This is a genomic window from Armatimonadota bacterium (genome assembly GCA_018268395.1).
Classification (GTDB): Bacteria; Armatimonadota; Fimbriimonadia; order Fimbriimonadales; family Fimbriimonadaceae; genus JAEURO01.
Map to the genome: position 1 here is coordinate 40,934 of JAFDWQ010000001.1, position 11,436 is coordinate 52,369.

Here is an 11,436-nt window from a genome sequence, read left to right on the forward strand (position 1 = left end):
GGTTACCTTTCGACGGAAAACAGCACGGACCGGGGCCGGTCTGACCCCTTCGGGAAGGTCGCGACGGGCCGGATCGATCCGGACCGGACGGCGTCGGCGAAGAGGTAGCGCCACCAGAGGTTCGGATCCTGGCGCAACGCGTCGCGCTCGTCGTCCGCGTACGGCCTGTCGCCCATCGCGGCCTGCCAGCGGGCCCTGAATTCGGGATCGACCAACGCCAGGTTGACGTAGGCGTGAGTAAAGCCGAGCCGGCGCATCTCGGCCGCAAGGGCGTTACCGTCTGCGAGCGATTCATACGGGATCAGCGTGGAGTGGCCGGGATTCGCCCAGAAATACGGTTTGTCCAGATAGAAGCCGAAGACTTCGTCGTAAAGGGCGATCTTGACGTCGCCCTGCAGCGCATTGATGGTCTTGGACGGACCATAGAACGGCACGGTCAGTGTCTGGTACTGCTCGCGGTCGATCTGTCCAAGGACGACCCTCAATTGGTCGACGGACTGCGTCATGTAAAGCATGGCCGCGGAGTAGGCGGCCTGAAGGACGACCCCTACCGCCAAAACGCGGCCCAGCGTCAACCTAGCCACCGCTCCGCCCGCCAAAACGCCGAGGGGTACGACCACAGAAGTCAGGTACCGGCTTTGTTGGCTGAGAAAGAACCAGAAGACGAATCCTACGCCGACGACAGCGAGCACGGCCCGTTCCCGCCCTTCCGCACGGCCAGAAGACGCCCATAGGAGCCCCGCTAAGATCGCGACGAAGCCGATCGAGCCTGTCGGAAATCCTCCGCCGTGCGTCTGGTCGGGGTTGACGTAACGTCCGGGCTGGTAGGCGAGCCCAAGGACCGCGTGCCCCAAGGCCTGCGGAGACGTGCCGACTCCGAACGATTTCTGCTCCTCCGTATAGATCTTCGTCCTCCACTCGTCCCAATCTCTGCCACCGAGCTGTTTGTAGAAGAACGGATAGACGGGGCTGCCCGTCAACGCGATGCTTTTCGCGTACCAAGGTGCGGCCACCAAGACGGCGATGCCTGCAAGGATCGCCGTCCCGCGCCACGGACAGAACCCTTGGCCGTCCGCCGGATCCGGCTTCTTCCTCGTGAGAAATGCCACCGTCCAAGCGACGGCCAAGGCGGCGATCAGCGTCTGTAGGCCCGTGTGCTTGGTGCCCATGGCGAACCCCAGACAGAGACCGGAGAGGATCCAGAATTTTCGGTCGGCAAACCTCAGGGCGTCGGCGGCATAAAGCACGGCGAGTCCTGCGAACAGGCCGTGAGGAATGTCGATGTAGCCCGTGCCCGCTTCCCACAAGACGACCGGGCACCCGGCGAACGCGAAGAGGGCCCACCATCCGGCCTTGCCGAAGTTCGGGCTATCGCCGTACCACCGTCGTGCGATCCCGAACACGGCCGCGCATCCGAGCAGGTACCAGCACAGGTTGAACGCCTTCGCGCCGGTCTCTCCTCCGACGGTCAGACCGTAAAGGTACAGCATGTCCGCCGTCATCGGGAAGTTGGAGTGGTGGATGCCCGGTACCGCAATGATCCGGCCGACTTGGAGCCAGATCTTGGGTACGGCGAAGTGGTAGGCGAGGCTGTCCCAGTCCCGCATGTCGGACGGGGCGAGGACGGCGGCGAGGATCAAGATCAGGAAAGGCGCCAAAAGCAGCACTTTCCGTCCCCCTAGACCCCGAGGTAGCCCTTCGAGCCCCTTTCGCAGGTGCCTGGCCTCCAGGGCCAACAAGATCAACGGGCCGAGCCAGAGGGCGATGGTCACGCCGTTCGGAAGGAGCCCCGCCAGGAAGACAAGGAGTCCAAGGAAGGCTAACCCGAGGGCTCCGCCGACGCCGGTCCGTTCCCAGGGGCCGAGTCCGGGTGCCTTCCTACTGAGAAACGACGTCCCGACGGCAGCCATCGCAGCGGACAGCACCAAGGCGAACAGCAGCCCCATCGCCGCGCAGTATACGGGTCCGCAACGGTTGCCATAATCGTCTTCGTGTCCCGCTATTGGCGCGTGTACCGGTTGTTCTTCACGAGTTCGCTCCAACGCGAACTCGAGTTCCGCGCCAACTTTATCGCCAAGATCTTTCAGAACCTCGTCTGGATCGTCTTCTTCATCTTGATCGTGGCGGTGATCTATTCGAACACGACGCTGGTCGCAGGCTGGAACCGGGGCGAGGCGTTCGTGCTGGCCGCGACCGTCTTCTTGCTCGGAAGCGTCAGTTTCGCCCTCTTCTTCAGCCTCATGGAGATTCCTGAGCAGGTCCGGAAGGGCACGCTCGACTTCGTCGTCACGAAGCCCATCGACAGTCAGTTCTGGGTCAGCGTGCGACGGTTCAATTTCGACCAGATCGGGGCCCTGACGGCAGGGGTCGGGATGCTTGTCTACGGCGTCGTCACGTCAGGTCAGCGCGCCGACGCGGTCCAATGGCTGTGCTTCGTCTTGCTCTTCGCCGCAGCCGTCGTGCTCTATAACAGCTTCATGACGATCTTGATGACGCTGGGGATCTGGCTTGTCCGGGTCGACAACCTTTGGGTCCTCGGCGAGACGATCCAGCAAGTGGCCCGGTATCCGATCGACATCTTCCAACCGAACGTCCGCACGATGCTCACGTTCTATTTCCCCTTGGCCTTCATCGCGACCGTGCCGGCGTCCCAGCTCGTCCGAGGGGCGGACTGGAGGTGGGTGCTCGGCGGGTGGGCTTGGGCGATCGGCATGTTCGCCGTCTCTCGCCTGTACTGGAGGTACGCCATGAGCCACTATTCGAGCGCGAGCAGCTAGCTATGGACCGGGTCGGCCCCGTCGGATGGGCGTTCCTGTTACTGGTGACCGGGTAGCTCCCCTACGCCGCGCTCCGGAGCGCGCAGAAGGTGGGCGGATCGGCGAAAAAGCCTAGTGAGGGGGCTTTCCTCGTGTCCGTCGTCGTGTCACAAGCGCTCATGACGGTCACGGCGCTCCTGGCGTCCTGGCGCGAGGGCCTGGACCTCTTCCCTGCCTATCGGTTCGAAGCGTGGCACCTTGCTTTGGCCGCGGCGTTCATCGTTCCGACCCTGGGGACGCTGCCTATACGATGGGAGTGGCGCGGACGTGAGGGAAAGCGTTCCGCGCTTTGGAGGCTGCCAAAGACCTCTCGCGACCTCACATGGTGGATCTGGGTCGCAGTGATCGCGGGTGTTTGCGAAGAGATCGTCTACCGAGGGGTCATGTTCCAGCTCTGGGAGCGGGTTTTCGGCGGAGGTTGGTGGCCGTCCGCCCTGCTGTGCTCGGCCGTCTTTGCCGTGGCCCACGCCATCCAAGGTTGGCGGTCGGTCGCGATCATCTTCTTCCTGGCGCTTGCCAACCATGCGATCGTCCTCTGGACGGGCGGCCTCTACACGGCCATGGCGATCCATGTCGCCTACGATTTCCTTGCCGGCGTCGTGTTCATCGCCTTGATCCGAAGGGACAGGTTGCTCGAAGACGGACCGACCGATATGGGTCCTCCCGAAGACCACGCGGGTGAAACCGGATGAAACACGGCAACGGAGCCTCCGTCGACGTCCGCGAAGCGGTGTCGCAAAGCGATTACGACGAGGCGCGGGAGCTCGTGCGCGCGTTCCACACGTGGCACAAGGAGCGGCATGCGGGCGACATCGATCTGATCGACCGTTACTTCCAACCTGGTGCGTTCGAGGACGAACTGGCGAACCTTCACGTGAAGTACGGTCCGCCCCAAGGTGCGATGCTCGTCGCACGGACCGAAGGGACTGCGGTCGGATGCGTCGCGCTCAGGGATCTGGGTCAAGGCGACTGCGAGATGAAACGCATGTTCGTACTCCCCGCTCACCATGGCAAGGGGATCGGGCTTTCGTTAGCCGAGGCCATCGTGAAGACCGCCAAGCAAACGGGCTACAAGCGCATGTTGCTCGACACGAGCATCCGGCAACAGGAAGCCGAGCGCCTCTATGCGCGGATCGGGTTCGTCCACTGTCGACCCTATTACGAGATGCCCGACGACGTGCGGGAGTGGCTCGTCTTCATGGAACGTCGCCTTGTCTGACAAGTTTATCGAGGTTTGATCGGTCCCCCCGTCCTGGGCGGTTTCATCTTTTTGCGGTGTTCGGGAAGGCTGTTCCAGTACTTTTCGAATTCCTTCTTGGTGTCGGCCGGAAGCCCTTCGAACCCGGTGTACGTCAGCTTCTCTGGGTCGGGGAGCAGCTCGGTCCGATAGGTCGCTGTCCGTCCTTGACCGAACTCGACGATGATCTTGATCTCGGCGACGTCTCCGGGGGTGTAGCGGAAGTCCGGCCTGTCTTCGGGTCGGACCGTCCGGACCTGAGTTTCGACGGCGGCCACGTCGATAAAGTCCGTTAACGATTGGAGCAAGCTGGAACCGTCCGACTCGACCATGCGGGAGAAAAGCTGGGACCGAGTCTGGTGTCCGATCCGGACACGGGCACCTTCAGGCAGTCCGTTGGTCAGGTAGGTGGTCGGTTCCGCTTCCTCGCCCGGACCGGACCCTTGGACCTCGACGACCAAGCCCTTTCCCTCGTCAAAGAGCACTCGGGCCAGTTCCCGTCTGAACCGCTCCGGCATGGCGCCTAGGTTCGAAGTCGACACCGCCTTCTTGGCGTTTTCCCTTGTCGTCCTGTCCAACGTTCCGAAAAGGCGCAAGGCTTCGAAGTCGTTCCAGCGCGCCCGGCGGCGTTGGTCGCCGAACGGCAGGAACGCCCATTGCGAAAGCATGGACGAGCGGCTGTCCCGTTCGGTCGTCAAGGCCCTGGACGCGTTGTCCAAGGTCAGGTTCTCGACGCTCATGGAGCGGACCCACTCCCTCAGGGCGTTCCGATCGGTCCGCTTGTACCGCACGACCGTCGGCCACCCAGGCTTCATCTGGAGATAGCCGCCGGAGGTGTCCACAACGCAACCGGAATCGTCCGTCAGTTCCCCGAAGACCGCACTCAGCGATCGTTCGGGCGACTGCGCCAGCGCCCAGGTGACGGTCTCCGCGTAGTCCGGCAGCGCGGCGACGTAGTCAAGGCCTAAGGCGGCGGCGGTCTGTCCGACGATTTCCGACGGCGTCGAGGCAAGAGGGTCCGTCCCGTCCGCCCCGGCCAACGCGTCGACGAGGATCTTCTGGCTCTGCTTGTCCGAACCGGCCGCGCTCCGGTCCGGCCATGAGCCGACCGCTGCGATGACGGCTCTGGACGTTCGCGACGGGACGAACGTTCCCGTCACTTCGAGTCGCACGGGCTTCTCGTCTCTTCCCTCGATCGGAACGTAGAGTCCGCCGCTCGAACTCATTCCTTCGCACGCGAACTGCTGGTCGATGTCGAACCAGTCGTCGTCGCGACGCACGGAGACCGTCCAATAAGACAGCTCGCCCGCCGCGCCCAACCCGTCGACACTGTCGCGGACCCTGGCCTCGGTCTCGTCGGTTCCGGTCCGTCGGCGAACTCGTTTGAAAGCCTCGGTTTCGGCCAGCAACTGTCGATAGGCCTCGCGGCAGCCCTGCGGGAGCTCTCGCTGCACCGGTGTCGGCTTGAGACTGAAGACCCATCGTTTTCCCAGTGGGATCCGCTCCAAAGGGGCCGACATGACCGCGGCCAAGACCTTGGACTCGAAACGACCCATCGGTAGCTGTCTCGCCAGTTTCTCGGACTCCCTCCAGTCCACGCTTCCGGGATCCCTTTCGATCGCTTGCCTTTGCTTTTCGACCCTCTCGTCCAGATCGCGGGCCACGACGTCGTCGAACTTCGGGACTCGGAGTTTCGCGACAGAGTGGTCGAGCTTCTCGCGCAGCATCCTCCGCTCGTGCTCGGCTTCCGCCCGTTCCTGGTCGGCGGTCCGCGTCAAGGTCTTTCCGTCCTTCGACTCCACCCAAGTCGCGTTCAACGTGTCGGCCAATCGGGCCAAGGCGACGTCGGGCTCCGCATCGGTGAACCCGACCGCGACGTAGTCGTCCCGCAACCGGTCGTCCGCACTCAGCTTCAGACCGGTGGCCTTGGACATCCGTTCGACGACCGACCTCACGTCCGCTGCAGGCGACCGGAAGGTGAAGGTTCCGGTCAGAGCCACGGCGCATGCGAAACCGACGGTCATCGTCTCATTCTACAGACACTCCGCCGGATTTAAGGGTCGGCCCGAAACAAAGTCCGGCCCGGACCGTCGACCGCTTCCTCCCGAGTGTCCGAGAAGCCGACCGTGACGCCGCATGACCATGGAAGCCGGTTCCGAGTCGTGTCCTGCTTCGTCCGACCCGTGTTTGGCTTCCTCCGACACGAGTTTTCGTCGTTCCGACTCGTGTTTTCGTCGTTCCGACCCGTGTCCTGCTTCTTCCGACCCGTGTCTTGCTTCCTCCGGCACGAGTTTTCGTCGTTCCGGCACGAAGTTTTCCCTCCTGGGCTTCGCCTTTCCCCGCAAAACAACCGCCCGAAACCGCCAAGAGACGGGTTTTTGCCGCTCCGGCCCTCCTGAGTGCCCTTGGGTCTGCCGAAAACAATACCATGGTCTATTACCGAGCGCCGAAGACGCAGTTCCAAGCCTGGATGGCCAACTTCCAAAGCGTGGCCGCGGCCCATGCGGCGGCCCTCCGGCTCGACGCCGACGAACTCCTTGAGCTGTCCACGACGAACACGCGGTTCGCCGCCAGCTTCGACGCCCAGGAGACCGCCCACGCCGCGGCCAAAGGTGCGACCGCGCTCTGCGACCAAGAACGGAGCGAGGCGCTGGCCGTCGTGGCCAAGTACAACGCCCAGTTCCATGCGATCCCCGGCATCAGCCCGGACTTGCTCGGCGAGCTCGGCCTGACCGTCCCCGGCGGAGGCAGCGGCACCATACCCGTCTTCACACCCCTAGACCTGAGCGCGACGGGCAGCAGTAACGGCGTCAACTCGCTGAAGTGGAAACGGAACGGAAACGTGAGCGGCACCATGTATGTGATCGAGGCCAGCTATGACGGCACGAACACGTGGGCGATCGTGGACACCAGCACCCGCACGAAGTTCGAGCACGCCGACCAGGTTCCCGGGCGGTTCGTCCGGTACCGGGTCTATGCCAAGCGCGGCCAAAAGAAGTCGAACCCGAGCGGCACCGCTTCGGTCTACGATCCCGGTCAGGGCCTGAGCCTGGTCGAGGGCGGCCGGTCGCAGGTGGCGTAAAGCTCCCCTCTCCCAGTGCCGAAAACCCAATGGGCGCGCACGCGCGAAGGAATCGTCCTGAGTCGGCGGCCGAGGCAGCACCTCGGCCGCCGACGGTTCAGCCCGTCACGTCCATTCGTGCGTACTCGAAGTCGGTGCACGGTTGAGCGATCGAGGAGAGGCCCACCCGTTGGACCTCGATGCGACCGGTCATCCTCAAGTCCGCACCGACATAATCGGACAGCGTTCCGGTCGGCACTCCGAACGTGACGGCATATCCGGTGCCGACGGGATTGTCCGCGACCAGAACGAACTCGCCGGTCGTACCGACCTTCTGAACGTACTGACGGATGCGGAACGGGCCGCTCGCTGACATCCGCGACTTCACGGCGAACGTGATGCTGTCTGGATGGGCTTTGGTCGTGGTGAACCCAAGATCCACCCTGACGATCGGCGCGCTCATGTTCGGCAAGACGAACTTGCAGATCCGCCGGGCGTTCTCGTCGTTCGCGTACCAGCTCGAGAGCGTGCCTCCAGACCCGATCGTCCCCAACCGGACCGTCTCGGTCTCGGGAGCGAGGATCTCGCCCTGCGCGACGACCGCCGCCACTTCTTGGGGCGACAGGGCTTGGTCGTAGATCCGGACGTCGTCGACCGTACCGTGGAACGAGGTCGGATTGCCCTCGAACGTGTACTCCGAGTTGGAGCCGATAAAGAGCCTTGCACCGGACTCATGGATCACGGACGACCAGCTCGAGTGGCCCGTCCATTGGCCGTTCACGTAGTACTCGACGTTCTGACCGTCCCAGGTCGCAGCGAGGTGGGTCCAGCGTCCCTGGACGAAAGCGCCTTGGTCGCGGCCGTTGAAGTCCCAACCTTGCCAGCCGTCTGCATCCAACAGGGGGCCCCAGTGCCCGTTTCCCGAGAGACCGAAGACTCCGAACCAGTACGACAGAAGCCCGTTCGGGCCTTCCTTTGCGAAGATGGGGGCGTCCCGTGTCGTGTCGTCACACCGCACCCATGCCATGAACGTCATTCTGTTCACAAGCCTTAAACTCGGACTGTCCGGGATTTCGACGCGCGTGCAACCGATGCCGACGGTGCCGTCAAAGTACAGGCCCGTGCCGGACCTCCCGGCCGTCCAGGTGCCAAGTTTGGCGTTGACCAGCGTCCCGTCGTTTCCGATGCCCGAGGAATCTTGGACGACCGTGCCTGAGGCGCCGTCGCACGTATAGTGACCGACCAATGCGGCCTGTGCGCAACATGCAGAGAGCGTGGCCGACGCGAGCGCCACGGCTTTTCCGACTTTCATCCACTCTTCTCCCTTTGCCCTAGGAAGGCTTGTCCACTCTTCAGGGCCGGTTCTTTCTACGCCGTCAAAGGACGTTCCCGACCGCCCGTACCCCGTCGTGTGACCGGCTTTTCGGGAATTGGTTCACTCTCGGACGAACCCGATCCGGCCGTTGCGTTCCAGCACCGCCTCTTTGATCGCTTCGACGTCGTCCGTCTGTGCTTCGAGTCGCATGTCGGCCAACAAGTCCTCTTTGGTGACGGCGTGTTGTTCCATCGGCCCGAACTGAACGACCCCTTCCTTGATCAGGCTTTGCCGCGTCCCTTTGACGAGGCTACAGAACCACGGCGACCGATAAGACAGCCTTTCGATCGTCCGTTGGACCAGCACCATTACGGCGGCCGCCTCGAGGCACGAGACCAGGTTCGCCCCACCGTTGATCGCGCGGCTGAGAAGGGACCCGAGCACGACGGCCATGACGACGTCGACGGCAGACGCCTGCGCCATGAACCGCTTCTTGGCAAGTCGCACGAAGGCGATGGCCGCTACGAACACGATGAACGTCCGGACCGAGACGAGCCCTGGGGACAGGTCGTCTCCAGGCGACCACAACAGCTTGGACAGAGACGTCTGGAAGTCGTCCATGAGTCGCTAGACGCCGGGAATGCGGACGGTCTTCCGGGAGTCCTTTGGAGACATGGACCGTAGGAGGAACCGTGGCTGAAGCACGGTTGCGACCAGAGCAACAGCAAGAACCGCCGGGTCGACAAGACGCCATGGAGCCTCGGCCCGTCGAGATCTGGCCGGACTACCGCCCAGCAGGAAAGCTACTCGGTAAGGTCGCGGTCGTGACGGGAGGGGACAGCGGCATCGGACGAAGCGTCGCGATCCACTTCGCCGCCGAAGGGGCCGACGTCGCGGTGCTCTTCCTCAACGAGCGCGATGACGCCGAAGAAACGAAGTCCAAAGTCGAATCCCAGGGCCGTCGGTGCCTGTTGTTCCAAGGTGACGCCGGCATCGAATCGTTCTGCCGCGAGGTCGTCGCCAGGGTCATCGAATCATGGGGCCGGATCGACGTCATCGTCAATAACGCGGCCGAACAGCACCCTCAGGACTCGATCGCCGACATCACCCGCGACCAGCTCGAGCACACGTTCCGCACGAACGTGTTCGCGGCCTTCTATCTTGTGAAAGCAGCCTTGCCTCACCTTCACGAAGGGGCGAGCATCATCAATACGAGCAGCGTCACGCACTACAAAGGGTCTGGCCACCTCCTCGATTACAGCGCGACGAAAGGCGCCTTGACCGCGTTCACGCGGTCACTCTCCGAGTCGCTCGTTGGAAAGAAGATCCGGGTCAACAGCGTCGCCCCTGGTCCGATCTGGACACCCCTGATCCCCTCGACGTTCACGCCGGAGGAGGTGGCGACGTTCGGAAGCGACGTGCCGATGGGAAGGGCAGGCGAACCTGCCGAAGTCGCACCGTGCTTCGTATTCCTCGCCAGCGACGACTCGAGCTACATCACGGGCCAGACCCTGCATCCGAACGGTGGCACCGTCGTCAACGCGTGAGCCGGCGTTCCGAGACGGCTGCTCAGCGAGGCGGGGTCTTGCCGGATTGCTGGGACGAAGGCTTTTCGTCGGTCTGTCGACTGATGACACTGGCTTCCGGCCCGAATCCATAGAGTTCCGGTCGAACGTACTTGCCCCGCTCGTGCACGTCCTTTTGGATCTCCACGGGTATCCCGTGCTTCTGGATCCAAAGGTCGTTGCGGACAGCCTTGACCTCCCACGACACCACGACCCTTGGCCTGCTCGTCCGGATCTGGAACCTATTGCCGACGACTTCCCGTGAGACTTTCGCCAAGACGAAGTCGTCGCCGGAATCGATCACCGTCAAGTTGTATTCCGGATCCCGGTTGATGCTGGCATAGTAGTCGGGAAGCCGGACCCAGGCGTATCCGTTCGCGTCGGTGGTCGCGCGGCCCTGGTAGATGTTCCTTGGTTCGGAACCCTCGGCGCAGTAGTGCCTGAGAAACTTGTTCGCGGGGTCGAGCGGATGGTCGATTTCAAAACTCTTCGTCCCCGTCGTTGTGAGGTTCCCGATCCCGTAGAAGGCATAGTCTGAAGGCGAGCCTCCCGCGACATATCCTACGATGGCCCGGTTGACGCCTGTGCCGTCTGCCTCCGCATGCAGGCCATAGGACTGGATCCCGGACGACGAGCTGCCTCGCGACTTGATCCCATATCGCGCGTTCACTCCACCGCCGTAAGACGTCGTGTCAATCCCGACAGGGTTATCGCCGATTTCTGAGATTTTGAGCGCCGTGGAGGTCGACGGACTTCCGATAATGGCGACGTTTCCCTCCGAATTCACCGACACGGCGTCGTTCGAACCGATATGGAGCCTCCATTCTCCTGTCGCACCGTCCATGTACGTGTAACCGCTGATGGTGCCATTGTGCGAGTAACCGTAGAAAGGCTTGCCCGTCGCCGCCGTCCGGACGTACATGCCGTTAAAGCCTGTCGACGAGTTACCGATTCCGAAAATCTCTGCACTTGAAACCTGGGACGATCTTTGGACTCCGACAAATCCGCTGCTGAAGACCGTAGGCCCGGCGTTGAACGTGTTCGCCAGGTCTCTTCGCGCCACGTTGGTGCTGAGTCGGGCGTCGGGGACCGTGCCTGACGCGATGTCCGAGCCGCCGTGAACGTGCACCTTCGACGCAAAGGCGGTGCCGTCAAGGCCGTCCAAGAGGTCCGCATTGACCCCGAAGACTCCGGACCCGTCACCTCTGAACTGACCGGCGATGGCCGTTCCGGTGATGTGCGAATGCCCCGTCTGGGCCGTGCCCGGCGTCGTCGTCTGGATCCTCACGAACGCGGGGAGCGACGCTTGGACCTGGGCGAAGGCCGGGCCCGCTCCGGCTATGGCCCAGAACGACGCGGCGCCGAGGAAGCCGAACGCTATGGGCTTCAGGTTGGTCTTGTCCATTCTCTTCTCCGAGCCGCCACCGCGACCACCCTACACG

Annotated in this window: 10 protein-coding genes; 5 read left to right on the forward strand and 5 right to left on the reverse strand. The window is 63.1% G+C overall.

Going from position 1 to position 11,436, the window contains the following annotated elements; genetic code table 11:
- Window positions 1-2: 2 nt before the first annotated feature.
- On the reverse strand, window positions 3-1,946 hold the full coding sequence (locus tag JST30_00180) for a glycosyltransferase family 39 protein (GenBank protein MBS1712729.1): 1,944 nt from the start codon (window positions 1,944-1,946) through the stop codon (window positions 3-5).
- Between the two features lie 45 nt (window positions 1,947-1,991).
- Between JST30_00180 and JST30_00185 the strand changes: the two genes are divergently transcribed.
- The 3 genes from JST30_00185 to JST30_00195 all read left to right on the forward strand — a co-directional run bounded on the left by JST30_00185 (window position 1,992) and on the right by JST30_00195 (window position 4,035).
- On the forward strand, window positions 1,992-2,777 hold the full coding sequence (locus JST30_00185; GenBank protein ID MBS1712730.1) for an ABC-2 family transporter protein: 786 nt from the start codon (window positions 1,992-1,994) through the stop codon (window positions 2,775-2,777).
- 131 nt (window positions 2,778-2,908) lie between these two features.
- Window positions 2,909-3,508, forward strand: a complete 600-nt coding sequence (locus tag JST30_00190) for a CPBP family intramembrane metalloprotease (protein ID MBS1712731.1) — start codon at window positions 2,909-2,911, stop codon at window positions 3,506-3,508.
- Window positions 3,505-4,035, forward strand: a complete 531-nt coding sequence (locus tag JST30_00195; GenBank protein MBS1712732.1) for a GNAT family N-acetyltransferase — start codon at window positions 3,505-3,507, stop codon at window positions 4,033-4,035. The genes JST30_00190 and JST30_00195 overlap by 4 nt, the downstream gene beginning before the upstream one ends.
- Window positions 4,036-4,040: 5 nt before the next feature.
- Here JST30_00195 and JST30_00200 read toward each other — a convergent pair whose 3' ends face one another.
- Entirely contained in the window at window positions 4,041-6,077 is a 2,037-nt protein-coding gene (locus JST30_00200) for a hypothetical protein (protein ID MBS1712733.1), read from the reverse strand.
- A gap of 404 nt (window positions 6,078-6,481) precedes the next feature.
- Between JST30_00200 and JST30_00205 the strand changes: the two genes are divergently transcribed.
- Entirely contained in the window at window positions 6,482-7,135 is a 654-nt protein-coding gene (locus JST30_00205; GenBank protein ID MBS1712734.1) for a fibronectin type III domain-containing protein, read from the forward strand.
- Between the two features lie 97 nt (window positions 7,136-7,232).
- Here JST30_00205 and JST30_00210 read toward each other — a convergent pair whose 3' ends face one another.
- Window positions 7,233-8,426, reverse strand: a complete 1,194-nt coding sequence (locus JST30_00210) for a LamG domain-containing protein (protein ID MBS1712735.1) — start codon at window positions 8,424-8,426, stop codon at window positions 7,233-7,235.
- Between the two features lie 123 nt (window positions 8,427-8,549).
- Window positions 8,550-9,050 (reverse strand): DUF421 domain-containing protein, encoded by a 501-nt coding sequence (locus JST30_00215; protein ID MBS1712736.1) that lies wholly within the window; start codon window positions 9,048-9,050, stop codon window positions 8,550-8,552.
- Between the two features lie 131 nt (window positions 9,051-9,181).
- Here JST30_00215 and JST30_00220 point away from each other — a divergent pair, with 131 nt between their 5' ends.
- On the forward strand, window positions 9,182-9,976 hold the full coding sequence (locus JST30_00220; GenBank protein ID MBS1712737.1) for an SDR family oxidoreductase: 795 nt from the start codon (window positions 9,182-9,184) through the stop codon (window positions 9,974-9,976).
- 22 nt (window positions 9,977-9,998) lie between these two features.
- On the opposite strand, the gene JST30_00225 is transcribed toward JST30_00220, so the two are convergent.
- Complete coding sequence (locus JST30_00225) at window positions 9,999-11,399, reverse strand: hypothetical protein (protein ID MBS1712738.1); 1,401 nt, start codon at window positions 11,397-11,399, stop codon at window positions 9,999-10,001.
- Between the last annotated feature and the right edge of the window lie 37 nt (window positions 11,400-11,436).

Coding starts and splice junctions, on each gene's coding strand:
- JST30_00225 (MBS1712738.1), bottom strand. CDS start 11,399: ATGGACAAGACCAACCTGAAGCCCATAGCGTTCGGCTTCCTCGGCGCC.
- JST30_00215 (MBS1712736.1), bottom strand. CDS start 9,050: ATGGACGACTTCCAGACGTCTCTGTCCAAGCTGTTGTGGTCGCCTGGA.
- JST30_00205 (MBS1712734.1), top strand. CDS start 6,482: ATGGTCTATTACCGAGCGCCGAAGACGCAGTTCCAAGCCTGGATGGCC.
- JST30_00210 (MBS1712735.1), bottom strand. CDS start 8,426: ATGAAAGTCGGAAAAGCCGTGGCGCTCGCGTCGGCCACGCTCTCTGCA.
- JST30_00220 (MBS1712737.1), top strand. CDS start 9,182: ATGGAGCCTCGGCCCGTCGAGATCTGGCCGGACTACCGCCCAGCAGGA.
- JST30_00200 (MBS1712733.1), bottom strand. CDS start 6,077: ATGACCGTCGGTTTCGCATGCGCCGTGGCTCTGACCGGAACCTTCACC.
- JST30_00195 (MBS1712732.1), top strand. CDS start 3,505: ATGAAACACGGCAACGGAGCCTCCGTCGACGTCCGCGAAGCGGTGTCG.
- JST30_00180 (MBS1712729.1), bottom strand. CDS start 1,946: ATGGGGCTGCTGTTCGCCTTGGTGCTGTCCGCTGCGATGGCTGCCGTC.